The sequence below is a fragment of the Paenibacillus sp. Dod16 genome (genome assembly GCF_049893405.1).
Taxonomy (GTDB): domain Bacteria; phylum Bacillota; class Bacilli; order Paenibacillales; family Paenibacillaceae; genus Paenibacillus_AQ.
Genome location: NZ_JBNDYG010000010.1, coordinates 114,382 through 135,850 on the forward strand (window position 1 = coordinate 114,382; position 21,469 = coordinate 135,850).

The window sequence follows — 21,469 nt, forward strand, 5'->3', positions numbered from 1 at the left end:
ATGGGGTTTCACGAACCGATTCATATTCTGTTGGTAGATGACCGCCCTGAAAACTTACTTGCGCTCGAAGCTGTTCTGGACAGCGAACAATACACGCTAATTAAAGCTACTTCGGGGGAAGAGGCTTTACGATATCTCTTGAAGTATGATTTTGCCGTGATTGTTCTTGATGTACAAATGCCCGGCATGGACGGTATCGAAACAGCAAGGCTGATCAAGGCGAGAGACAAGACGAAGGATATTCCGATTATATTCATTTCTGCAAACAGCAAGGACGCGGAGCATCTTTTTGCAGGATATTCCGCAGGAGCAATCGACTATATGGTTAAACCCTTTATCCCTCAAATCTTGAAATCCAAGATCGAGGGTTTTGTCGATATGTACCGGACCAATAACAGGCTGAAGATTCAATCCATGCAATTGCATCAGAAGACCCAGGAGCTTGAAAAAATTAATCAAGAGCTTGTGCTGGCCAAGGAAGAAGCGGAGATTGCCGCCAAAGCCAAAACGGAATTTCTGGCGATGATGAGTCATGAGATCCGTACGCCGATGAATGGCGTCATCGGGATGATTGATTTGCTGATGGACAGCGATCTTCAGGATGAGCAGCGGGAATATGCAGCCATTATCCGAAACAGTGCGGATGCCTTGGTTAACATCATTAATGACATTCTGGATTTCTCCAAGATGGAATCAGGCAAAATGGAGCTGGAGGAATATCCGTTTGATCTCAAGTCCTGCGTTCAGGAAGTGTTTGGTTTGTTCTCCGGAGAAGCCTCCAAGAAGAATCTGGAGCTCACGTATTACATTGAGGATCAAATTCCTGCGATCGTATTCGGGGATATGGGACGCCTTCGTCAAGTATTGGTGAATCTGGTATCCAATGCCGTGAAGTTTACCAATGAGGGTGGTGTGTATTTGGTTGTCTCGCTTGCCCAAGCTGAAGAAGACCGATTAACCCTTGAATTCACGGTGAAGGATACGGGAATTGGTATCTCATCCGAAAAAATCGATCGCTTGTTCAAGCCGTTCTCTCAGTTGGATTCCTCAATGACAAGGCGGTACGGTGGAACAGGACTGGGGCTGGCAATCTGTAAATCGCTCGTACAGATGATGGGCGGAGAGATCGCGGTGGAGTCCAAGGAAGGCAAGGGAGCCACTTTCGTATTTACGATCTGCGTTCATACACATGAGGAAGAGCATCAACGACTCCGGGAAGAGGAGCGTTCGGCAAAATATCGTGTGCATGGGGAGAGGCAACCGAACATCCTGATTGTGGACGATCATCCGATTAATCGAAAACTGATGGACAGTATGCTGGAAAAGATGGGGATGAAAGCGGATATGGCGGAGGACGGCAGACAGGCAGTTGAGATGGTTGCAGGTCCTAAAGTCTACGACATGATCTTCATGGATTTGCAGATGCCTGTAATGGATGGTCTTGAGGCGGCGCGACTGATCCGCCAGATGAAGCCGGAAGCTGAGGCTCCCGTTCTGGTTGCGATGACGGCGAATGTGATGGACGGGATTCAGAAGCGCTGCTTTGACGCGGGTATGAATGAATATATCAGCAAGCCGGTAAAAATCAGCTGTGTGAAGCACCTGATATCCCGGTATGTACCGGTAGAACCGGAAGGATGGGATATGCCCGCAAGCCCTGTTCGCATCATCAACGGTTAGTACAGAAACCGATTTCCATATATTAGCGTGCCCATAACCCTCTTTAACCTGTTTCAACAAGCGAGATAACGGGTTATGTAAAGGGAAAACAAATGATTGGGAGAGAGTGTCTATGAATACAAAAACGAATGATAAGTTCAATGCTAAGACCCAGATGAACGAGGGCGTATGCACGGTATTTCTGAGCGGTGAACTTGATCTGTCCGTCGCTCCTGATTTTCGATTAGTGATGGAGCCTCTTGTCGGCAATTCCGAAGTAGACTTGATCGTCAACATGAAGGACATGACATATATTGATAGTACGGGTATTGGTATTCTTCTGTCGATACTGAAAGCCAGACATGGCATGGAAGCACGCTTTGCAGTCGAGGAAGTTCCGCCGCAAATTCAAAAGCTGTTCGATATGACGGGTATTGCGAAGTTCTTTCAGTCGTAAGAAGAATTCCCAATAGGAAAGGATCGAAAAGAATGAATTCAGATGTTCAAAGAGTAACGCTTAATTTGCCTGCCAGTGCTGAATACGTGGATATTGTAAGACTGAATCTGTATGGAATAGCTTCTAAGATGGGCTTTTCCTATGAAGAGATTGAAGATATGAAGGTTGCGGTGTCGGAGGCCTGTAATAACTCGGTCTTGTATGCTTATAGTCAGGAAGGCGGAATGGTAGAGGTTTTATTTCAAGTGACCAGCGATTCGCTATCCATCACGGTCCGAGACGAAGGGGAGAGTTTCGACAGTATGGGAGCGGTTGGCAACCGTACGCTTCATGATAAAGATCTCAGCGAGGTCCAAATCGGAGGACTAGGCTTCTACCTGATGGAGGCGCTTATGGATGAGGTAAGCGTGACAAACCAGGCTGGAAAGGGAACCGAGGTCACGCTGACGAAGCGTCTCGCAAGAAGCGAGGAGCCCGTATGAGTGATAAAGCGACTCCCCAAGAGTCCAGAGATAAAGCTGTTCATTTAATTGAACAATATCAGCAAACGAAAGATAACGATATCGCAACGGTGCTGATTAAGAAATATGAACCGATGGTCAAAATGGCGGCAGGCAAGATTGCCCGGAATCGGCCCGACCTGTACGAGGATTTGTATCAGGTTGGCCAAATGGCATTAATTCGTCTTCTGCAGCAATATGACATCAGCCTGGGGATTCCGTTTGAGCCCTATGCCATGAAAAGCATGATCGGTCATATGAAAAACTTTCTCCGCGATAAATCATGGTACATTCAAGTACCAAGGCGGATCAAGGAAAAGGGTGCCTTGGTTCAGCAGGCGATAGATGAATTAATGGTGAAGCTGGAGAGATCTCCCGATGTGAATGAGATCGCATCCTACTTGGATCTTTCCGTTGAGGAAACGGTCGAAGTGTTGGCCGGACGTGAATGCTATCATTATGTATCATTGGATTCCCCTTTATCCCAGGAAGAAACCGGAGCGACGCTTGGAGAGCTAATCAGTTCGGATGTGAATGATTTTGATTCCGTTGAGAAGCGCATGGATCTTCAGCAGGCGATGAGCCAGTTGAAGGAGCAAGAGCAGAAGGTGCTATTGCTGGCATTTCAGGAGGGACAGTCCCAGAGAGCTATCGCTCAGAGGTTAGGCGTGTCGCAAATGAGTGTCTCACGTATACAGAAGCGTGCAACGGAAAAACTGAAGCAGATCATGTCTAATTCTTCTTACTGATATGGACAAGCCTCGTAGTAACAGTAACAGACGTATAGCAACATAAGGCACGCTTCCTCATTACGGGAAAGCGTGCCTTTTTGAAACCTTGCGATTTGTATTTACAGAAGGGAGTGTCAGTAAAACATGCTGGGGCCGGATAGGATGGAAGGTCAGGATATTTATTCTTTTGCAGGGGGATGGAAGTGGTACGATGTTCGAACGGATAACTGGCAATCCTCCTGGATCGGTGAACTTCGGACGCGCTATCCTTATACAGCCGAATGGTTCGATCAGGCGTCGACGTTAAAGGAACGAAACTACTTATCCGTCCGATTCAAGGATGGGGTGGAGCCGGTTATTATGGGAACCATGCTTTATAAGGTTACGGATGATGCCGATCATTACAAGTCGGAACAGTTCTATTTCTATACGGACGACCAAGTGCTGATCACCATCAATTTGGATGACCATACCCGAAGCGTGATGGCTAAGTCCGAAAGAGCTTCCATGCTTCATCAATGCCAAAAGCCCGTCGACGGCATGTTTGTGCTGGCTCGGACCATTTTGCATTATTACCATGCGGGAATGGATCAATTCGAGCATAACCTGCGTCTTGTCGAAAGTGATATGCGTACGCGCAACCGGAAGTCCTTAATGGACAGCATTCTAACGTCCCGGTTTGAGCTGTTGGAGTGGAGCAATTTGTTTATTCCTTTTCAGGAGCTGATCGCTGCAGCAAAAGAAGGGTATCATGGCGAGCTGGATAGCAGTCGCTCGTTTCAACAGCTCCTACATCGAGTGGAAAGAATGGAAAAGCTGATTCATCATTATGAGCGCGAAATCGATACGCTGGTTTCGATAGACGATGCAATTTCCGCGTTCCGCGGCAATGAAATTATGAAGACACTGACGATTTTTACGGTTGTGCTCACACCCGCAACCGTGGTCGGAGCCATCTGGGGGATGAACTTTGAAAATTTGCCCGCCATTAAGACGTTCTGGGGATTTACGGTAGTCAGCGGTTTTACCCTACTGTGGACGGGAGGCATGTATCTTTGGATGCGTGCGAAGGGATGGACGGGAGACCTGCTTCAAGTAAAGTCCAGCAATAAAAATCTTTGAGGCATAATGGTGATCCATGAATGGCGGCAACAATGATCACAACGCCCGGTGACCTTTATAGGCACCGGGCGTTTGCATGCGTTAAAGATACACTAGGATCGGGATTGATCAATATATCCTTGCAAATCCGAGATGAAATCCCCGATCATCGGTACGTTGACAAAGAAGCTGAGAATGTAACCCAGAAGACCCAGCACAAGTGCCGTGCCAAGGGTTAAGCCAAGTCCCCGGGATAGTCCGGCTGTGAGGTTGGCAATGATGCGTTTCTTGGGATTCATGTAATTCTCGATCATGTCCTTCATTTCGGATTTCTCCAGTGTGGTGGCAATTTTGTCCAGACGGGTGTTTAGTTTCTTCACTTCGTGACGCAGTTCAAAGGGATGCTCCTGGATATCATCCGCTTCCCGGGAGCGTCTTTCCTTGCTTATTTCGGATTCCTTTCGTGGCTCATCGCGTTGTCTCGAACGATCGCCGCTTCGGGTCGAGAAGCTGGAGCCGCTATGATATGGGTTCGCTTTACTCATAAGATATCCCCGCTTTCCAGGCAGAAACGCCGTTTCATTTCACTTATCAATCCATATGATGCTTACAAGCTGACTGTCACGATCTGGCACAAAAATAGCCAGCTGTGTCAGCTGGCTATTCGTGACCTCACGAATTAAACATTCGTTGTCGATTTCATTTCACGGCTGACATCGGAAGAGGTGTCCATCGCTTTATCCTTTACGTCTTTGGAAGCATTTGAAACCTCGCTGGACACGTCTGCCGATGCTTCCTTGACGCTGGACATAATGCTTTGGCGGCCTTCATTCACGGTGGCCATCACATCGGAGGCTTTGGTGCCCACGGTTTTAGCAAGCTCAGAAGCTTTATCGCCTACGGTATAAGCAACTTCCTTCGTTTTATCCGTTACCATGCTCAGTTTCTCGGACAAATCCCCGCGCAGTTCGCGGCCTGGCTTTGGAGCGAACAACAGAGCTGCCGCCGCTCCGACCAGGGCACCGATGAAAGCACCTTTGAAGAATGTGGAACCGCTTTGTACTGGATGTTCTTGTTCTGTGTGATTCATAACTTTCACTCCTTTTAGTTAATATAAAAAGAATATAGACACGAGAATCAGGCTGTACGTTTAAATAGCTTGGCAGCAAGACCGAGCAAGAATACGAAGATAGCTGTACCGATGATAGCGGGCACAATGGCAAATCCGCCGATGACAGGCCCCCATGCTCCGAAGAGCCATGGTCCGAGCCATGCGCCTACGAAACCAGCGATCATGGACCCGATAATTCCGCCCGGCATTTCATGACCAACCAGCGCATCCCCGATGATCCCGATGATGATTGCCATTACGATGCTGATGATGATTCCCCACATACGATCGCCTCCTTTTTAAAGAGCAATGTTTTTCGAGTGGGCTTGCTTATCTCGTAATTAAACCTAAGGCCACATCGTGAAACAGGACAACGTTAAACGGGAGATAAAATGAAGTGTCCGTCCCCTACGGAATGATCGCCTGCTGATATTTGCAGATTTTTGTACTATACTGAATACAGATTTGCAACAATCCCCGTATTATCGAGGATTATAGGTACCAGATATACACAGGTTTTTAAGGCAGGAATACGGTCACAGACGGTTATAGAAGGAGTTATTTAACATGGATACTGTATTAGTGAAGGAATATCGGGCGGACATATTGGAGTGCGTCCACAATGGACATATATGTATTGTTAATGAACAAGGAAGCATACAGGCATACGCGGGAGATCCGGAATATGTCGCATTTACGCGTTCTTCGGCCAAGCCGATGCAGGCAATCCCCTCCATCCGTGGCGGGCTTGCTGACCATTATGGGCTGACGGATAAGGAAATCGCGATCATGACGGCTTCGCATCGGGCGGAGCCGGCTCATACCGAAGTATTGGAAGGCTTTGCCCGCAAGGTCAATATTAGTGAAGCTTACATGGTTTGCGCATCGAGCTGGCCGCTGGATGAGAAAAATAAAGAGGCTCTTCTGCGAGACCAGAGAAACAAGAGCAAATGGTTCCATAATTGCTCCGGGAAGCATTATGGCATGTTGGCCTATTGTCAGATGAAAGGGTACCCGCTGCTCGGATACGATCAGCCGGAACATCCACTGCAGCAGGAGATCCTTAAGACGGTCTCCTATTTGTCGGGACTGGCTCCCTCTGATATCCGATTGGGAACGGACGGTTGCGGCCTGCCGGTATTCGCCATGCCGCTTCGCGCTTTGGCTACAGCCTATATGAAGCTTGCATCCCCGGACCTTATCGAGGATGAGCCAACAAAAAGGGCGGTCATCCGAATCACGGAGGCCATGCACGCATCTCCCTATATGGTGGCAGGAAATCAAAAGGTGGACACTCTTCTCTTGGAAGACGATAATATTGTGGCCAAAGGAGGATTTAAAGGCGTGTACTGCTTAGGTTTGAAGAAGGAGCGGCTCGGCATTTCGTTCAAAATTGCAGATGGATCAGAAGAAGAATGGGGCTGGGTAGCGGAGTCCATATTGGAGCAAATCGGGTATAGCAACAAAATAACCATCGACCGCTTGAAATCCGCGTATCCCAAAGATTTATGCAACGATGAGGGCCTGAAAGTAGGCAGGGTGGAAACCGCGTTTATGCTGAACCGTGCTTAAGCATGACTGATTAGACCGGAAACCGCCGGGGTATTGATTAGTAAAAAAGGCGGAGGTGACCGGCCATGATTAAGATCATGACGGCAGCGGAAAGACATACTACCCATAAAGACGGTATTCATAGTGAATTCAGCTTTTCATTCGAGGATTATACGGATCCGCATAACGAGCATTTTGGAAGCTTACTGGCGCATAATGAATATATGCTTAAACCGATGGAGGGTTTTGATCGAAGGTTTCATCATGATTTGATCATTGTCCATTTGGTGCTGGAAGGCTCGTTAACGTATGAAGATGATACAGGGAAAGAAATCGAGCTGACTCCCGGTTCGATTCATGTCGTGAATACAGGCACTGGCGTGTACCATGCAGAGAAAAATGCCTCGTCCGAGGACGTACGCTACCTGGAAATGTGGTTTCTACCTGCGGAGCCGGACCTTGAGACCAGTCACCATCAAAGCGATTTTACACAGGAAGAGCGGTTGAACCAGATGCTTCCGATCATCGGGTCGGGCCATGGTGAATCCAGCTTGCCCCAATCGCTGGATGTTGTGATATACAGTACCATACTGGAGACAGGACAAGAACTGACGTACAGCCTGGCAGGGGATCGGAGAATGCACCTGTACGTCATTAGCGGTCAAGTCGAAATATCGTCGGAAGACGGCAAGTTTGATATTACTGCGGGTGATGCCGCCAGGATACAGCGGCGTCATGAGCTGACATTTCGAGGGAACTCAAGTAAGGGGATCTCGGAAGTGGTGATGATCGATATGCCGTAGAGAAGGACAACAAAGCCCCCGGAACATCGCTTGGATCAGCGAAGTTCCGGGGGCTTTGCTATAAAAGGGCTAATGATGATCTACTGGTTCCCGCGCAGCTGCCCGAGCTCCGATACAACTGCTTCCACTTCCGATATACTCAGGTTTTGCTTATTCATGACCATATCGTACAAATCATAAATATCATCATATTGGTTAACCGAGAAGGCGGAGGCTTGCATGGCAGCACCTGTAGCCATCCGAAGCTTGGTTTTAATCTGTTCAATCATATACTCGACATTAGCTTGTGATTTTTCACTCAAATCCATGGATTAACACCATCCTCTCATAGGCGGATTTACGATTTTCATCCCTGTATTGTACCATGTTACCGTGCGGCTCGACCAATGTTTTTGCCATCGGAGACAGAGATAGGTTAAAATCAGAAAAAAAAGGTTTTTTAGGCTGTAAAAAGCAAGGTTTTAAGCGATGTAATCAAGGAGGAGGTCCGTCATGAGCGAACAAGCCGGCAAGACGCCAGGCGTACAGGCAGTAAAAGCTAAAATGTCGGGGCATGAACTGGCGGATTTTTTTCGGACGATTTCGCAGCGGCATGGGCTGGATAGCATCGTATTTTTATGTATTGGCACTGACCGTTCCACAGGAGATGCACTCGGACCGCTAACAGGAAGCCGGCTATCGGAATACGGTTTCCCGCATGTGATCGGGACGCTGCCCGAACCGTGTGACGCTTTTAATCTTGAGGCAAGACTTCAAGGCATACCTGAGAATAAGTCGATTATTGCCATTGATGCATGCTTGGGACAATCCTCGTCAGTCGGTTATTTCTTTACATGCGAGGGTCCACTGACGCCTGCCCAGTCCGTCGGCGGGAGGCTTCCGGCAGTGGGAGATTATAGCGTGGCAGCGGTTGTGAACGTCCATGGACCGAAGCCGTATTGGACTCTTCAAGTGACGTCCTTATACCAAGTCATGGGGATGGCGGAGCAGATAGCGAAGCAAGCCGCTATTGCCTTTGGCCTTAGGCCGTAAGACATGGCGTTTCAGCCGGGGTTGTTTTTGTTTAATAATAGATCATTCTTTATAAAATAATGGGTGTCTATCACATGGCATCCGCTGAATAGAAAGAAGGGTATCGCTATGGAAAAAGTACAATGCAACGGCAGCACGATTTGTTATGTTGATCAGGGACAAGGTGAGCCGATCATTCTGCTTCACGGTTTCTGTGGAAGCTCCGCCTACTGGGAACAGGTACTGCCATTTCTTCAAGGCTTCAGAGTCATTGTACCGGATCTCCGTGGTCACGGGCGGTCTGATGCACCGATGGGATCGTATACCATTGAACAGATGGCAGACGATGTACTGCTATTGATGGATGAGCTCGATATTCCGAAGGCAGCGTTACTCGGTCATTCCCTTGGAGGATATATCACGCTCTCCTTTGCCCAGCGTTACGCTTCTCGTTTGAACGCCTTTGGCCTGATTCATTCCACAGGCTACCCGGATTCGGACGAAGCGAAGGAGAAGAGGGTGCAGGCGGTCAGCACCATCCAAGGGGAGGGCATTACGGCTTTTGTTGACGGATTGGTGCCCGGCTTATTCGCTCCGGATACGAAGGATAACAAACCGGAATGTATTCAGCGGGCGAAGGAGATAGGCTATCTAACGCCACCTCAGGGAGCAATCGGAGCGGCGCTGGCGATGCGTGAGCGTCCGGACCGACGCGATGTGCTCTCCGCGTCCACGCTGCCTATCCTGCTGGTAGCAGGGGAGAAGGACGGATTGATTCCGGCAGAGCGTACCTTTACGACAGACCATGACAACGTGACTCAATATGTAATCGAGGGCGCAGGACATATGAGTATGATGGAGACGCCGGAGAAGCTCGGCGAGGTCATCACTTCTTTCATGGGACGGCTTACGAATGAATAACGCATGAGAATCTTTCAATAGTTTATAATGAACGGATACCCCCTAGCGGGATATCCGTTCATTTATTTTGTGCCCAGACGCGCCATACCTCGTATGCTTGGCCGGCCGAAGTAGAGCGAGAATGGGAGGGGGAGGTCGGGAACTGGAATTCTGGCCCCGGATAGCCTACAATTTAATCGTGATCCGGCTTGAGTTTGAACCGGCAAATTTCTCCCTTGTAAAGGATGATTCGCTAAAGGCTGCCCCGGCATTCCTTCTTGGTTTCTTGGCAGTTGAACGCAGTATAGTAAAGATGAAGATCAGGAATACGCTGCATCTGACATGGATGCAGGTTGGGGGTGCGCGTATGTTTCGCAGGGATTATCTCGTGCGGCTAATTGAGGATATGACACAGATGATTGCCAAGGTGTTTTCGCTTAAGCAGGAGCGCAAGCACACAGAAGCGCTATGGGAGCTGGATGAGCTCTTCAAACGACAGTTCCGGTTGAATTCAGAGCTGCTTCGCTCATTGTCCGCTGCCGATATTGAGCAGCTATTTCGCAGTCACGGTTATCTGGAAGCGGACAAGCTGCAAAGCGCCGCCAGGCTAATGGAAGAGGAAGCATCCCTGCTGCTTGAGCTGGAGCGTGAAGAAGAAGCCGTTATGCTCTATACCAAGGTCTTTCAGCTATATTTGAAGTCGGCCCTGCAAGGAGCGGATTTGAAGCTGATCAGGTTGACGGAACGGATCGGTATGGTGAGAGAACGTTTAAGGTCCTATGCATGGCCAGAAACAGCGATGCGGGATTACTATGCGTATATGGAGCAGCAGGGGATGTACGCAGAAGCGGAGAACACCCTCTACCAACTGCTGGATAATGGCAAGATGGAATATGGCGAAGCTGTGCAGTTCTATCAAAGATTGCAGCTGAAGCTGCCTGAGGATTTGGCGAAGGGCGGGCTTCCGCTGGAGGAAGTCCACGAAGGAATGGATGAGCTTAAGCGTCGTTTTCCGCATGAAGCGGTGAACGGCGACAAGTCGTTGACCTAAGCGGGATTAACCTGTCTATCATATAAAGAAAGCGAGATGTACCTTTTGGATGCATTAAGAAAATTGATTCACAACATCATGGAAGAAGGATCATTGATCACAGCTACTCTAAGCCAGCTCCGCAAGCGGGAAGGCATGACCTACAGCAAAGTAACGGTTAAGCCCGTAGAGCTCAAGAACAAGCTGCACTATCAGTTTGCCTATTATTCCGGAACCAAAGTCACCCATCAGAACGTGCCGGCCGATGAGGCGGAGGCCGTGCTGGTTGACATGTTCGAGAATGTATTCCGGCAAGCGATGATGTATACGCCGGAAGCGGACTATCAGGTTCTGATCTCGAAGAAATACAAGGTTTCGATTCTGACCAAATCCCCCTCCAAGACAAAAACGGATTTGTCCCATAACCGGAAAAAGACATATATCCTTGAAGAGGGAGAGCCTGTTCCGTTTCTGGTGGAACTCGGCATCATGAGTGAAGAGGGCAAAGTATTTGCCCGCCGATACGATAAGTTCAAACAGATCAACCGATTTTTGGAGATGGTTGAGGATGTGCTTCCCCACCTGCCGGAGGACCGTCCACTGACGATCGTTGATTTTGGCTGCGGCAAATCCTATCTGACCTTCGCTTTATATCACTATTTGGCGGTAACCGCGCGCAGAAAGCTGAATATTGTCGGTTTGGATCTCAAGGCGGATGTCATCGAACACTGCAGTATGCTGGCGAAAAAACTGAATTACACCCAATTGCAGTTTCTTGTCGGTGACATTGCGGAATATGACGAACTGGAGCAGGTGGATATGGTGGTCACGCTGCATGCATGCGATACGGCAACAGACGCTGCGCTGGAAAAAGCGGTTCGTTGGGGGGCTTCAGTCATTCTGTCGGTGCCTTGCTGCCAGCATGAGCTGTTCTCCCAAGTCCAAAGCCCCGTGATGGAGCCGCTGCTGTCCCACGGTATATTGAAGGAACGCTTCTCGGCCCTTGCCACGGACGCCATTCGAGCCAAGCTCCTCGATCTGATGGGTTACAAGACGCAGCTGCTGGAGTTTATTGATATGGAACATACTCCGAAGAATATATTGATCCGGGCGGTTAGCGGTTCTGCGGGAGATCGGGATAAGCTGTGGCAGGAATATACTGCGTTCCGCGATTTTTTAAGCGCCTCTCCATATCTTGAACGGGCGTGCAAGGACTTGCTGCCAGATACGTAAAATACATCATGCCGATTCCGGAAAAAGCGTTGAAAGTGCGACTGCATTTCATCGCTTTTTTAGATAGTCAGAAAGTATAAACTTCGGGGGGCAAGCGGCCTTATAGCGCTGATGAGTTCCCCGACGCTGCTTCAAGAATAACAACGTATGTCCTTGCCCACAATGCTAATAGATGGTTTGGCCACGAAGGACGGATGCCTTGTAAGGAGCAGCCGGGGGAATGGTTATGCATCGGAACGGGGGCGCTGGTTCATGGCATGGAGGACCCTGCATCGTATTTGCGGGATGATGCTGATTGCACTTGTCTTTGTGGCAGGTATCCGGAGCGGAATGTTTTTTGATGGGGATGTCTATGGGGTCGGAGCAGGGTTTGGGATGCTTCTGCTGCTTATGATGGCAGCTAAACGGCATGATGGAATCCAAGGCTGGGGAATTCCTGGCACTGGCATGATATCTTCTGGCTTGGTTAATTTAGATAAAGGGTTGCGAGTGGTATTGGGGTGCATCTGCGGAATGATTCTCATGTATGTGCTTCATGGGATCGGGCGACCGCTCTCACTGGAAGGCACGATGAAGGAGATCATCCTGTGGGGAAGTTATGCCTCTTTTACAGCTGTTGCCTGGCGTATAAGCCGTACAGGTGACGGCTTACGTTTAATGCAAATAGGCTGGCATCTGTTGGGCGCTGTGCTGTGCGGCAGCGCTTTGCTTGCCGTGTATGGGCTTTTGGAGCTGCCGTATGGGATCTATCATACGGCGGATGCGGACATCAGCGCGTCCGGCGCGAGGCTTGGCGGCCTGCTTCAGTACCCGAACACGTTCGGGGCCGTGATGGCCGCCTTCCTGCTGGAGCGGCTGTTCGCGCTGCCGCCCGTCCTGCGGACCCGGACGGGCACGCTCCGCGCAGCGGCTGCCCTGCTGCCCTACACTGCCGCGCTGCTCCTGACGGAGTCGCGCGGCGCCTGGCTCGCGGCCGCACTCGCGTGCGCGGCCGGCTTCGCTAAGGAGCGGCGTGCCTTCGCGCCGCTCCTGGTGGCTGCCGCCGCGCCATTGGCGAGCGCGGCGCTGCTGTACCGCCAGCTGGCTGATGCCAAGCTGGCTCCGGCGGTGCTGCCCGGCCTGCTGTGGCTGGCCGGGCTTTGGGCCGGCGGCATCCTCGCCGGCCAGCTGCTGTGCCGCTGGCGGCAAAGCGGGGGCCCGCGGCGGCGGTATGCCGCGCCAGGGGCCCTGGGCGCTGCGGCGCTGCTGGCTGCCGCAGCCGGAGCGGTGATCCTGCATCAGGTGCAGGATCGGACCCTCGGCGGCGTGGCAACGCTGAGCGCGCGCCGCCTCCTATACAGCGACGCGTGGCAGCTGGCCCGGTCGTCGCTGTGGCTGGGACGTGGAGGGGAGACGTGGCGGCAGTCCTACCTTGCCATGCAGTCCCAGCCCTACGTGGGTGCCGAGGTGCACAGCGGATATATGGATATCCTGCTGAATACGGGAGTGATCGGGCTGCTGCTTGTCCTTGTTCTGGTTAGCTTTATGGTGGCAAGGCTTATTGCTGTGAGCTCTCGGCTCATGCCCGCTGTCCTCGTGCTAATCGTGCACGCGGCTGTGGATTTTGACTGGAGCTTTGGGCTGGTATGGCTGCTGCTGTTGTGGCTTACGGTAATGGGCTTCGCTACGACTCCTTCTGGTCGGGAAGTGCAAAACGGACCTCATACAACTCAAAGACGCAAACGGTTCAAAATAGGGAGGAAGCGGCTAGCTGTTTATAAAACGAAGCGGGAATATCCGCCGTTACAGTCGCTGTCACTGCTCCGGGTTACGGCGATCATTCTGCTCGCGGGCTGGGTTCTTCTCGCTGCTGCGCTGGGCATCAGCGAGGTCAAAGAGCGATGGGCCGCTTCGGAACCGCCCGGAGCGCAAACAGCGCTCCTTCAATCCTCGTTAAAGTGGAACCCCGCCAACACGGAGGCAACATTGAGCCTGGCGGATTGGCTTCCCCCAAGCCAGCGAATCCCGCTGCTGAAGCGAAGTTTGGTGTATGCACCGAATCACCCGGAGCTGAGCTGGAAGCTGGCAGAGGCTTACTCGCTCCGAGGCCAATCGGAAGAGGCGGCAGCTTGGTATCTAGCGGCCATCAATCGGGATCGGTTCAATGATGTCAAACAAACCCGAGCCGTGCTGAAGCTGGCTTCCCTCGCAGATTGGCACCGGACGGCAGGAGAATCCGTCAGATCGGTTGAAGCGGCCCGGACCGGGTTAAATATCTTGAAGCGCTATCGTTCCCTTGCGGCAAATCTTCGTGAGATGGATTCTCATCGGAATGACCGGGAATTCGATCTGTCTATACTTGCGGTAAGGCAAACCACCCGATTGGAAAAAACGTTGAATGGGGGAGGAGCACGAAAGCATGCGGCAAGGCAGCCTGAACAGGCAGATATCCCCGCCCGCCGCTAACTTGAATCGTGTGTCGCAATCTATAGCAGCTTATCGCGTGCCTGCCCGTTCAGGATAGTTGCTAGTACAAGGAAGGGCAATGTTATCCGCCGAAGGCATCCCGGAAGGCCGAGGCCAACTGACGTTCCGGAACCTCCCATAGCTCGGCCAGTTCGCCGCAGACTTCCTTTTCCCACCAGTCGCACAAAAGCTTCTTATTGCTGTAGTTTTCGTGGATCCAGATCAAATTGCCTATCACCTTCCGGTAATACAATTCTTCGCCTTGCTTCAAGGATTCCGGAGGAAGGTACAGCTTGAGACGTTTGGTCGTGCGGTATAATTCTTTGCTGCAGGCCCGCCGTATACCGCGCGGGGAGGGGGGCTTGCTGCCCGGTTGTTTGGCATGGGGAGAATGCATGCGTAACTCACTCCTTTGCTTCACCATATGTCCCGAAACGGGCGAAAGTCACTGTGCCGCCTATAATTGGGCGCAGTAGAAGGCATGTCCTGAGCTGTGTTAGAATAGGCTAGTATAAGAAATCAACGCAGGAAGAAAGCGGGGGACAAGCGTGGAATTCTTATACGAGGTTGTAGGCCGATTGTTTGAATGGATCCAGCAGCTGGGCTATTTTGGAATCATGATAGGTTTAATGGTGGAGGTCATTCCAAGCGAGATTGTACTTGCCTATGGCGGTTATCTGGTATCCCTAGGTGAAGTTAACTTTATCGGAGCCATGATTTTTGGTACCGTTGGCGGCGTGCTCGCACAGTTGTTTATCTATTGGATCGGCCGTTACGGAGGCAGGCCCTTTTTGGAGAAGTACGGGAAGTACATATTGATTAAGAAGAAGCATATCGATTACGCTGAAGAATGGTTCGGCAAGTATGGTACCGGCGTTATATTTACGGCACGGTTTGTACCGGTGGTACGGCATGCGATTTCCATACCGGCAGGCATATCCAAGATGCCTGTGGGAAGGTTTACGCTGCTGACCACCCTAGCCGTTATTCCATGGACGGCATTATTCTTATACCTCGGATTGCTTCTAGGCGATCAATGGGAGCATATTGACGAGAAGGCAGGTCCGTACGTGCAGGAAATTCTGCTGGGGGCATTGGCCGTCATGATTCTTTATTTTCTGATAAAATGGATAAAATCATCGAAGGCGAGGTCGAAATAACGAATGAGTATGAATATGGCAAATCATTTGGGGACAGGCATCTCTCCACAGCAATTTATGGACGGCATGCAGAAGAACCAGGAGACGTTCAAGGCAGGATATGAACAGTTTGTCTGGGAGAATGAAGAGGATAAAGAGTTTTTTGAAAGCCTCAATTTCAGGGATGATCTGCGGGTCCTCATTCTGGCAGCGGATTGGTGCGGCGATGTTGCGCGCAATATCCCTGTCGTATTTCGCGCGATGGAGACCGCGGGAATTGAGACGGAAGTGCTGATTATGGAAGAGAATCTGGACGTCATGGATCAGTTCCTGACCATGGGTGCCCGTTCCATTCCGGTTGTTATTATTTCGGATACCGGGGGACATGTTCTCGGCACGTGGGGACCGCGTCCGGCGCATGTTCAGAAGTTTATGATTGAGTTCAAGCAGAACAATCCGGATCGTGAAGCATCGGACTATCAGGACAACCTTGCGGTCACGCGGCAAAGCATTATTCAAGCCTACGGGGAAGGGTATGAGTTCCACGCTGCCATCATTAAGGAATTGCGTGAACTGATGTCAGGGTTCTAATCATGACACTTCATATTGAGACCTTTAATTTAGGACCGCTTCAGACGAATGCATATTTACTGACAGGGCCTGTAGAAGGCAAAGCGATCATTATCGATCCTGGCATGAACCCGGGGCCGCTTGTGAAGCGAATAGCCGATTTGGAGATTGAAGCGATCCTGCTGACCCATGCGCATTTCGACCACATGGGGGGCGTTGAGGAGATCCGCAAGCTGAAGGGCTGTCCTGTTTACCTGCACACCCTGGAGAGTGAATGGCTGTCCAATCCGAAGCTTAACGGCTCGATGATGTGGCCGCAGGTAACGGAACCGCTGTCCACCGAGCCGGCTGAGTACGATTTGGCGGATGGACTTGAGCTGCAGCTCATCGGACATACCTTCAGCGTCTTTCATACACCGGGACATTCCCCCGGAAGTGTAAGCTTTAAGTGTGGAAATGATCTGTTTTCCGGCGATGTGCTGTTCCGTCTCGGGGTTGGGCGAACGGACCTTCCTGGAGGCCGTGAACGTGATTTGATTGATTCCATTCAAAATACGCTGTATACCTTCCCGGATGAGGTCGTTGTGTATTCCGGCCATGGTCCTCGAACAACCATCGGTTATGAAAAGCAGCGGAATCCTTACGTTCCTGCCAGACGATAAGATAGCTTCCGACATAAATCGGGAAACTTTGTCTGGACAAACCTGGACAACATTGATACAATACGATTAATTAATTGTTACCCATGCGAAGCACGCAGACTGTGGAATTCATCCCGGTTTGCGTTCTTTTATTTTATGGGGAGTTTTTTGGCATGGACGTGATTAGGGGGAAACGCCAGTGAGGAAAGATCATCTATCGCTGTTGAACGGGAGTGTTACAAGAAGCGAAGCGATTGATCGACAACCGGAGTTCCACCGGCAGATTCAGACGGAAATATCCTCAGTTGTCTGGGACAGGCTGGTGAAGGATGAAGGGATCGCGCAGCAGCCATGGCATCATCGGCTGCAGGTTATACGATTTAATCAATAGATCGACATGCGAACATGACACCCTCATCATGAACTGAATGGATTCTTTCTATTGGAGAGGGCAGCCGATTTTTAGTCGGCTGCTTTTTTTTGAGTTTTTTACAGATATCGATGAATTTCTTACCGTCATGATAGGTTTTAATAATTGATATCATTCGGTACAGGATAAATATAAAACTCCATTTGAACGATTGGCTGTTGTTAATCGTATTACGGTTGGAATGCGAAAGAAGGTGATGATTTTTTCATGATCCCTGATGAAGAGGGCTTGATACAACAAGCGCAATTAGGAGATGCAGCGGCTATGGCGCTGCTGTTCAAGCAGCATTATTCCTTTCTTTATAAATATTTGCTAAAAGTGACGATGGACCCGATGGTTGCAGAGGATACTGCACAGGATACCATTGTTCGATGCATGGAGAATATGAACCGTTATAACGGGACTTCGTCCTTCTCCTCCTGGATGATTACCATTGCTACCCGGTTGTTCATCGATAGCACCCGGCGTAAGAAACGGGAGAAGAAATGGCTGGAGCAGGAGGCGGTTCAGTCGGCAAGGCGGATGCGCTGGCAGATGGAGCGGCGGGGAGAAGATTGGACGGATATGCTGAATGGATTATCCCGCTTATCTGAGGATCACCGGATTGCCATCCTGCTGAAGCATTATTACGGCTATAGCTATGATGAAATCGGAACGATGCTCGGTATTCCCGAAGGAACGGTGAAATCACGAACAGCCTACGGTATCAAACAGCTACGAAAGGAGATGGGTGACGATGGTCAAAGGACCTGAGCATGAGGACGAAATATGGATTGAAGGATTTACCAAAGAAATGGAGCGGGTGGATCAATTGTTTGAGGATGCGCCATCCCCATCCCTGGAAGGATTGCATACGCTGGCCGTTCATACCTTGGAGCGCAAGCGGCGGCGGATGAAATACGAATTGCTGCTCTTTCTTCTGATTTCGCTCTTTATCGTTGGTGGCGGATTGATGGCTGCCTTGGCGGCGCCGAAGATCCTACTGTTTATTCACGGGTTCGGCATGGTTGCCGGGATTTCCGTTCTTGTATTTTCCAAGAGTCTGAGATCTGCCGGAAAGAAGGGGATCTGATGAATGAAGTTAACGAGAGCCCGCTGGGAGTGATCATCCTTGCCGTTGTGCTTGTGCTGATTCAAGGGACATGGCTTTTCTTGGATGCGAGGAAGCGGGGGCTTGGCAAGATGGCTTGGTTCTGGGGGATATGGGGGTCTACGACAATGCCGATGCCGCTGCTCTTTTACTGGATATTCGTCATCCACAAAGATGACCGCAAGTCTTAAGTTTCTTCATGTTTCGGGCAGAGCCGGCAAACATACGTGGACCGAGATGGGTATGGGTGTTGATTATACTGCTGGGTAACCTTCTTGGCAGCGTTGCTTATTTTGTTGCGGGGAGGAGAGAAGCTTGACGGAAAAAATTTTAAGCATTCATGAATTGACCAAAAGCATAGGAAGCATCACGCCGGTTAAGGGCATTTCATTTGAATTGCAACGAGGAAGCTGCACGGCCCTGCTTGGTCCTAATGGTGCCGGCAAAACAACTACACTGCGGATGCTGGCTGGATTAATACCTCCAACCCGGGGTGAGATCCGATATGGTTCAGCCGATACGCAAACGAACGGCTGGCGTCAACGGATCGGTTACTTGCCTCAGTATCCGAAGTTTTACAGCTGGATGTCGGGCATGGAGTACTTGTCTTTCAGCGCCAAGCTGTCGGGAATATCCGGACGAGAGGCTAATAAGAGAAGTCGGGAAGTCATTGAAATGGTTGGCCTGGAGCAGGCAGCCAAACGCCGAATATCCGGTTACTCCGGCGGAATGAAGCAGCGGCTTGGCATTGCTCAAGCGCTGGTGCATAAGCCTGAGCTGATCATGCTGGACGAGCCGGTATCGGCGCTTGATCCGATCGGGCGTCGTGAGGTTATGGACCTGCTGGGCCGCTTGCGCGGGGAAGTCACCGTTCTGTTCTCAACCCATGTGCTTCACGATGCGGAGGAAATCTGCGATGACATGGTACTGATGGTAGACGGGGAAATTGCGGAGAAAGGCGCGCTTAGCGAACTTCGCACGAAATATCGCCAGCCGGTCCTATCGATTGAGGTTGAACCGGGGGAGCGGGAGGTTGCTTGGCTCGACAGTCTTGTGAACCGTCCTTATGTGCATGAGATCGAACTCGGCAAACGCGGCGCCAAGCTGATGGTGACGGATATGGATCTTGCGCGGGCTGCTTTAATCAAGGAGCTTGCCGATGACGAAATCGAACTGCTTCGTTTTGAAGCAGGCACGTCTTCGCTCGAGGATATGTTTATGAAGGTGGTGGGCTCATGAAGTCGTTCTGGATTTATTATCAAAAAGAAATGCTCGAGGCAAGCCGGACCTATAAATGGATTTGGGTACCTGCAGTCTTTCTGCTTCTTGGCATTATGCAGCCGGTTTCCACCTATTATTTGCCGGATATCCTGACCATGGCCGGGGAATTGCCCCCGGAAGCGGCGGCATTATTTACCGTCCCGTCCGCCGAGAATGTCATGGCATCAACCTTGAGCCAATTCAGCACCATCGGCCTGCTGGTGCTTGTGCTGGCGGGAATGAACACGGTAGCAGGGGAGCGAGCCACCGGCACGGCTGAGCTTGTTCTCGCCCGCTCGGTATCCACGATCCCCATGATGTCTGCCAAATGGGCCGCCTTGATGACGCTGCTGGTCGTTTCTTTTGCGATTGGACTTGGCGGTGCTGCATATTACACGTATCAGCTCATCGGTCCTTTGGAATGGGGATCGGTTACCAGCGGCGGGGGCTTATATGCTGTATGGCTGGCCTGGATCGTAACGCTTGTGCTGCCCCTCGGTGCCGTCCTTCGCGGGCCGGCTGCGGCCTTCATCAGCTTGGCAGTTGCCGGCGTACTTTCGCTCTTATCCGGTTTGCTGCCCTCCCGCGTTCTATGGAGTCCGGGCCGTTTAAGCAGCATGGCCGCTGAGCGAATTCTTGGCGCAGGGAGCAGCGCGTGGTCACCGGTACTCGTTGCCATGCTGATTATGGCGGTGTCGATTATCGTTGCCGCGAGGCTGCTTAGAAGGAGTCCGCTGTCCCCGCAATCCTAGTTTTTATGGGAGATTCAGGTTTTATCTGAATCACATGGACATCTCTATCTTTTTTTAGTAGACTATGAAGACAAGAAAAACGTCATCGACGTACGTTATCGGAAGAGAGACCGTATTTAGCGGAAGTTTTTCTTGCGAGATAAGGATGATAAACCTCTGAAGTTTATATTTTCTTATCTCTTAAAAAAGGATAGACACTCAGGAGGTAGACGATGCTGCGTTTAGGGGAAAAGATTACAATCGTTGCGGACGCCTTTGAGCAGAATCTTCCAATCGGTCAATACGGTTATATCATCGCTTATGACCGAAATCCGGACAATGCGTTCGATTACGTCATTCGGATTCCGAGCCTCAACCGTAATTTTTTTGTTCCGGCAGATGATGTCGAGCTGGAATCAATCGTGTTGAAGCAGGAAGCTGAGCGGGTCGAGCGGGAAGCGCTCATCGATTTCGCCCTGTCGACATATAATGAGAAGCTGTTCCATCAAGTGATGAACGGCGAGTTGGAAAGTGTTGAAGAGGAAGAAGAAACCAAGGAAGCAATATCCCAGGCGGATTTCATCAAACAAGTGAATCTTCGTGCTTGGATTTAGAAGAGTCGGCTGAGGCCGACTCTTTTTTGATGGAATGGAAAAGTAACTTCGAAGCGGCAAGCTTCAAGCTGTTTGGATTGAATCTTGCATGCTTCTACAATATAATGAGAAAAGTTGTCGTGACAGACTTTACCCCTTTAACTGGATAGGGGCATGAAGGAGGATGCAAAGCCATGAGCATTACCGATAAGGATGTTCAGCATGTAGCGAAGTTGGCCCGTTTGAATTTGACGCCTGAAGAAGAGCAGATGTTTACCGGCCAACTGAATGCGATTTTACAATATGCCGAGAAGTTAAATGAATTGGATACAGAAGGTGTTGAGCCGACTACACACGTGCTTCATCTCAGCAATGTTATGAGAGAAGACGAGGTTCGCGAGAGCTTGCCTATCGAGAAGGTGCTGCTTAACGCACCGGATGAAGAAGACGATCAAATTAAAGTACCTGCTGTTTTGGAATAGC

The 21,469-nt window shown here is 50.4% G+C and carries 29 protein-coding genes; 24 read left to right on the forward strand and 5 right to left on the reverse strand.

Annotated features, from left to right (window positions below):
• The 5 genes from ACPV3A_RS10590 to ACPV3A_RS10610 all read left to right on the forward strand — a co-directional run bounded on the left by ACPV3A_RS10590 (position 1) and on the right by ACPV3A_RS10610 (position 4,469).
• The gene (locus ACPV3A_RS10590) at positions 1-1,680 is read left to right on the forward strand and encodes a response regulator (protein ID WP_194544589.1); all 1,680 of its coding nucleotides are present in this window, start codon (positions 1-3) and stop codon (positions 1,678-1,680) included.
• A 112-nt stretch (positions 1,681-1,792) separates the two neighbouring features.
• A complete protein-coding gene (locus ACPV3A_RS10595; protein ID WP_009594079.1) occupies positions 1,793-2,116 on the forward strand; it encodes an STAS domain-containing protein in 324 nt (107 codons plus the stop codon).
• A 32-nt stretch (positions 2,117-2,148) separates the two neighbouring features.
• Positions 2,149-2,598 (forward strand): anti-sigma B factor RsbW, encoded by a 450-nt coding sequence (gene rsbW / locus ACPV3A_RS10600; protein ID WP_071219608.1) that lies wholly within the window; start codon positions 2,149-2,151, stop codon positions 2,596-2,598.
• Positions 2,595-3,365: a sigma-70 family RNA polymerase sigma factor gene (locus ACPV3A_RS10605; RefSeq protein WP_426199469.1), complete on the forward strand. Its 771-nt coding sequence runs from the start codon at positions 2,595-2,597 to the stop codon at positions 3,363-3,365. Before rsbW ends, ACPV3A_RS10605 begins: the two co-directional genes overlap by 4 nt.
• 126 nt (positions 3,366-3,491) lie before the next feature.
• The gene (locus ACPV3A_RS10610; RefSeq protein WP_220683884.1) at positions 3,492-4,469 is read left to right on the forward strand and encodes a magnesium transporter CorA family protein; all 978 of its coding nucleotides are present in this window, start codon (positions 3,492-3,494) and stop codon (positions 4,467-4,469) included.
• Positions 4,470-4,561: 92 nt separating this feature from the next.
• On the opposite strand, the gene ACPV3A_RS10615 is transcribed toward ACPV3A_RS10610, so the two are convergent.
• The 3 genes from ACPV3A_RS10615 to ACPV3A_RS10625 all read right to left on the reverse strand — a co-directional run bounded on the left by ACPV3A_RS10615 (position 4,562) and on the right by ACPV3A_RS10625 (position 5,843).
• Complete coding sequence (locus ACPV3A_RS10615) at positions 4,562-4,993, reverse strand: DUF5665 domain-containing protein (protein WP_216534041.1); 432 nt, start codon at positions 4,991-4,993, stop codon at positions 4,562-4,564.
• 134 nt (positions 4,994-5,127) lie between these two features.
• Positions 5,128-5,538, reverse strand: a complete 411-nt coding sequence (locus tag ACPV3A_RS10620) for a YtxH domain-containing protein (RefSeq protein WP_216534039.1) — start codon at positions 5,536-5,538, stop codon at positions 5,128-5,130.
• A 47-nt stretch (positions 5,539-5,585) separates the two neighbouring features.
• The gene (locus ACPV3A_RS10625) at positions 5,586-5,843 is read right to left on the reverse strand and encodes a GlsB/YeaQ/YmgE family stress response membrane protein (RefSeq protein ID WP_426199472.1); all 258 of its coding nucleotides are present in this window, start codon (positions 5,841-5,843) and stop codon (positions 5,586-5,588) included.
• Between the two features lie 283 nt (positions 5,844-6,126).
• Here ACPV3A_RS10625 and ACPV3A_RS10630 point away from each other — a divergent pair, with 283 nt between their 5' ends.
• On the forward strand, positions 6,127-7,131 hold the full coding sequence (locus ACPV3A_RS10630; protein WP_426199474.1) for an asparaginase: 1,005 nt from the start codon (positions 6,127-6,129) through the stop codon (positions 7,129-7,131).
• Positions 7,132-7,196: 65 nt separating this feature from the next.
• Positions 7,197-7,913, forward strand: coding sequence for a pirin family protein (locus ACPV3A_RS10635; protein WP_194544583.1), 717 nt, complete (start codon positions 7,197-7,199; stop codon positions 7,911-7,913).
• An 80-nt stretch (positions 7,914-7,993) separates the two neighbouring features.
• Here ACPV3A_RS10635 and ACPV3A_RS10640 read toward each other — a convergent pair whose 3' ends face one another.
• Positions 7,994-8,221 carry a DUF1128 domain-containing protein gene (locus tag ACPV3A_RS10640; protein WP_015737472.1) on the reverse strand — a complete coding sequence of 76 codons (228 nt, stop codon included), beginning with the start codon at positions 8,219-8,221 and terminating at the stop codon, positions 7,994-7,996.
• Between the two features lie 184 nt (positions 8,222-8,405).
• On the opposite strand from ACPV3A_RS10640, the gene yyaC reads away from it, so the two are divergent.
• The 5 genes from yyaC (at position 8,406) to ACPV3A_RS10665 (ending at position 14,532) form a co-directional block, all read left to right on the forward strand.
• Positions 8,406-8,945, forward strand: coding sequence for a spore protease YyaC (gene yyaC, locus ACPV3A_RS10645; RefSeq protein WP_426199476.1), 540 nt, complete (start codon positions 8,406-8,408; stop codon positions 8,943-8,945).
• Positions 8,946-9,053: 108 nt separating this feature from the next.
• Positions 9,054-9,845, forward strand: a complete 792-nt coding sequence (locus ACPV3A_RS10650) for an alpha/beta fold hydrolase (protein WP_194544581.1) — start codon at positions 9,054-9,056, stop codon at positions 9,843-9,845.
• Between the two features lie 121 nt (positions 9,846-9,966).
• A complete protein-coding gene (locus ACPV3A_RS10655; protein WP_426199478.1) occupies positions 9,967-10,875 on the forward strand; it encodes a DUF6483 family protein in 909 nt (302 codons plus the stop codon).
• 36 nt (positions 10,876-10,911) lie between these two features.
• Positions 10,912-12,087, forward strand: coding sequence for a class I SAM-dependent methyltransferase (locus ACPV3A_RS10660; RefSeq protein WP_194544580.1), 1,176 nt, complete (start codon positions 10,912-10,914; stop codon positions 12,085-12,087).
• Between the two features lie 252 nt (positions 12,088-12,339).
• Entirely contained in the window at positions 12,340-14,532 is a 2,193-nt protein-coding gene (locus tag ACPV3A_RS10665) for an O-antigen ligase family protein (protein WP_426199481.1), read from the forward strand.
• A gap of 82 nt (positions 14,533-14,614) precedes the next feature.
• On the opposite strand, the gene ACPV3A_RS10670 is transcribed toward ACPV3A_RS10665, so the two are convergent.
• Complete coding sequence (locus tag ACPV3A_RS10670; protein ID WP_071219599.1) at positions 14,615-14,929, reverse strand: hypothetical protein; 315 nt, start codon at positions 14,927-14,929, stop codon at positions 14,615-14,617.
• Positions 14,930-15,080: 151 nt separating this feature from the next.
• Between ACPV3A_RS10670 and ACPV3A_RS10675 the strand changes: the two genes are divergently transcribed.
• The 12 genes from ACPV3A_RS10675 to gatC all read left to right on the forward strand — a co-directional run bounded on the left by ACPV3A_RS10675 (position 15,081) and on the right by gatC (position 21,468).
• Positions 15,081-15,692 carry a DedA family protein gene (locus ACPV3A_RS10675; RefSeq protein ID WP_426199483.1) on the forward strand — a complete coding sequence of 204 codons (612 nt, stop codon included), beginning with the start codon at positions 15,081-15,083 and terminating at the stop codon, positions 15,690-15,692.
• A gap of 3 nt (positions 15,693-15,695) precedes the next feature.
• Positions 15,696-16,262, forward strand: coding sequence for a thioredoxin family protein (locus tag ACPV3A_RS10680; RefSeq protein WP_220683887.1), 567 nt, complete (start codon positions 15,696-15,698; stop codon positions 16,260-16,262).
• A gap of 2 nt (positions 16,263-16,264) precedes the next feature.
• Complete coding sequence (locus tag ACPV3A_RS10685) at positions 16,265-16,903, forward strand: MBL fold metallo-hydrolase (RefSeq protein WP_194544577.1); 639 nt, start codon at positions 16,265-16,267, stop codon at positions 16,901-16,903.
• A 178-nt stretch (positions 16,904-17,081) separates the two neighbouring features.
• Complete coding sequence (locus ACPV3A_RS10690) at positions 17,082-17,273, forward strand: hypothetical protein (protein ID WP_071219595.1); 192 nt, start codon at positions 17,082-17,084, stop codon at positions 17,271-17,273.
• 246 nt (positions 17,274-17,519) lie between these two features.
• Positions 17,520-18,065 carry an RNA polymerase sigma factor SigY gene (sigY, locus tag ACPV3A_RS10695; RefSeq protein WP_194544576.1) on the forward strand — a complete coding sequence of 182 codons (546 nt, stop codon included), beginning with the start codon at positions 17,520-17,522 and terminating at the stop codon, positions 18,063-18,065.
• Positions 18,049-18,384 carry a YxlC family protein gene (locus ACPV3A_RS10700; RefSeq protein WP_071219593.1) on the forward strand — a complete coding sequence of 112 codons (336 nt, stop codon included), beginning with the start codon at positions 18,049-18,051 and terminating at the stop codon, positions 18,382-18,384. The genes sigY and ACPV3A_RS10700 overlap by 17 nt, the downstream gene beginning before the upstream one ends.
• On the forward strand, positions 18,384-18,593 hold the full coding sequence (locus ACPV3A_RS10705) for a hypothetical protein (RefSeq protein ID WP_071219592.1): 210 nt from the start codon (positions 18,384-18,386) through the stop codon (positions 18,591-18,593). Before ACPV3A_RS10700 ends, ACPV3A_RS10705 begins: the two co-directional genes overlap by 1 nt.
• Before the next feature lie 8 nt (positions 18,594-18,601).
• A complete protein-coding gene (locus tag ACPV3A_RS10710) occupies positions 18,602-18,721 on the forward strand; it encodes a PLDc N-terminal domain-containing protein (RefSeq protein ID WP_426199488.1) in 120 nt (39 codons plus the stop codon).
• The gene (locus tag ACPV3A_RS10715; protein ID WP_426199490.1) at positions 18,718-19,641 is read left to right on the forward strand and encodes an ATP-binding cassette domain-containing protein; all 924 of its coding nucleotides are present in this window, start codon (positions 18,718-18,720) and stop codon (positions 19,639-19,641) included. Before ACPV3A_RS10710 ends, ACPV3A_RS10715 begins: the two co-directional genes overlap by 4 nt.
• Positions 19,638-20,414, forward strand: coding sequence for an ABC transporter permease subunit (locus ACPV3A_RS10720; RefSeq protein ID WP_220683892.1), 777 nt, complete (start codon positions 19,638-19,640; stop codon positions 20,412-20,414). Before ACPV3A_RS10715 ends, ACPV3A_RS10720 begins: the two co-directional genes overlap by 4 nt.
• Positions 20,415-20,626: 212 nt before the next feature.
• Positions 20,627-21,007: an ATPase gene (locus tag ACPV3A_RS10725; protein ID WP_071219588.1), complete on the forward strand. Its 381-nt coding sequence runs from the start codon at positions 20,627-20,629 to the stop codon at positions 21,005-21,007.
• A gap of 173 nt (positions 21,008-21,180) precedes the next feature.
• Complete coding sequence (gatC, locus tag ACPV3A_RS10730) at positions 21,181-21,468, forward strand: Asp-tRNA(Asn)/Glu-tRNA(Gln) amidotransferase subunit GatC (RefSeq protein ID WP_071219587.1); 288 nt, start codon at positions 21,181-21,183, stop codon at positions 21,466-21,468.
• The last annotated feature ends 1 nt before the right edge of the window (position 21,469 follow it).

Excerpts from the sequence above, each read along its gene's own strand:
- ACPV3A_RS10615 (WP_216534041.1), bottom strand. The coding sequence starts at position 4,993 with ATGAGTAAAGCGAACCCATATCATAGCGGCTCCAGCTTCTCGACCCGA.
- ACPV3A_RS10605 (WP_426199469.1), top strand. The coding sequence starts at position 2,595 with ATGAGTGATAAAGCGACTCCCCAAGAGTCCAGAGATAAAGCTGTTCAT.
- ACPV3A_RS10625 (WP_426199472.1), bottom strand. The coding sequence starts at position 5,843 with ATGTGGGGAATCATCATCAGCATCGTAATGGCAATCATCATCGGGATC.
- rsbW (WP_071219608.1), top strand. The coding sequence starts at position 2,149 with ATGAATTCAGATGTTCAAAGAGTAACGCTTAATTTGCCTGCCAGTGCT.
- ACPV3A_RS10595 (WP_009594079.1), top strand. The coding sequence starts at position 1,793 with ATGAATACAAAAACGAATGATAAGTTCAATGCTAAGACCCAGATGAAC.
- ACPV3A_RS10670 (WP_071219599.1), bottom strand. The coding sequence starts at position 14,929 with ATGCATTCTCCCCATGCCAAACAACCGGGCAGCAAGCCCCCCTCCCCG.
- ACPV3A_RS10720 (WP_220683892.1), top strand. The coding sequence starts at position 19,638 with ATGAAGTCGTTCTGGATTTATTATCAAAAAGAAATGCTCGAGGCAAGC.
- ACPV3A_RS10590 (WP_194544589.1), top strand. The coding sequence starts at position 1 with ATGGGGTTTCACGAACCGATTCATATTCTGTTGGTAGATGACCGCCCT.
- ACPV3A_RS10700 (WP_071219593.1), top strand. The coding sequence starts at position 18,049 with ATGGTCAAAGGACCTGAGCATGAGGACGAAATATGGATTGAAGGATTT.
- ACPV3A_RS10665 (WP_426199481.1), top strand. The coding sequence starts at position 12,340 with ATGGCATGGAGGACCCTGCATCGTATTTGCGGGATGATGCTGATTGCA.
- ACPV3A_RS10640 (WP_015737472.1), bottom strand. The coding sequence starts at position 8,221 with ATGGATTTGAGTGAAAAATCACAAGCTAATGTCGAGTATATGATTGAA.
- ACPV3A_RS10635 (WP_194544583.1), top strand. The coding sequence starts at position 7,197 with ATGATTAAGATCATGACGGCAGCGGAAAGACATACTACCCATAAAGAC.
- yyaC (WP_426199476.1), top strand. The coding sequence starts at position 8,406 with ATGAGCGAACAAGCCGGCAAGACGCCAGGCGTACAGGCAGTAAAAGCT.
- sigY (WP_194544576.1), top strand. The coding sequence starts at position 17,520 with ATGATCCCTGATGAAGAGGGCTTGATACAACAAGCGCAATTAGGAGAT.
- ACPV3A_RS10685 (WP_194544577.1), top strand. The coding sequence starts at position 16,265 with ATGACACTTCATATTGAGACCTTTAATTTAGGACCGCTTCAGACGAAT.
- ACPV3A_RS10680 (WP_220683887.1), top strand. The coding sequence starts at position 15,696 with ATGAGTATGAATATGGCAAATCATTTGGGGACAGGCATCTCTCCACAG.
- ACPV3A_RS10710 (WP_426199488.1), top strand. The coding sequence starts at position 18,602 with ATGTTTCGGGCAGAGCCGGCAAACATACGTGGACCGAGATGGGTATGG.
- ACPV3A_RS10725 (WP_071219588.1), top strand. The coding sequence starts at position 20,627 with ATGCTGCGTTTAGGGGAAAAGATTACAATCGTTGCGGACGCCTTTGAG.
- ACPV3A_RS10650 (WP_194544581.1), top strand. The coding sequence starts at position 9,054 with ATGGAAAAAGTACAATGCAACGGCAGCACGATTTGTTATGTTGATCAG.
- ACPV3A_RS10655 (WP_426199478.1), top strand. The coding sequence starts at position 9,967 with ATGGGAGGGGGAGGTCGGGAACTGGAATTCTGGCCCCGGATAGCCTAC.
- ACPV3A_RS10705 (WP_071219592.1), top strand. The coding sequence starts at position 18,384 with ATGAATGAAGTTAACGAGAGCCCGCTGGGAGTGATCATCCTTGCCGTT.
- ACPV3A_RS10610 (WP_220683884.1), top strand. The coding sequence starts at position 3,492 with ATGCTGGGGCCGGATAGGATGGAAGGTCAGGATATTTATTCTTTTGCA.
- gatC (WP_071219587.1), top strand. The coding sequence starts at position 21,181 with ATGAGCATTACCGATAAGGATGTTCAGCATGTAGCGAAGTTGGCCCGT.
- ACPV3A_RS10660 (WP_194544580.1), top strand. The coding sequence starts at position 10,912 with ATGTACCTTTTGGATGCATTAAGAAAATTGATTCACAACATCATGGAA.
- ACPV3A_RS10620 (WP_216534039.1), bottom strand. The coding sequence starts at position 5,538 with ATGAATCACACAGAACAAGAACATCCAGTACAAAGCGGTTCCACATTC.
- ACPV3A_RS10630 (WP_426199474.1), top strand. The coding sequence starts at position 6,127 with ATGGATACTGTATTAGTGAAGGAATATCGGGCGGACATATTGGAGTGC.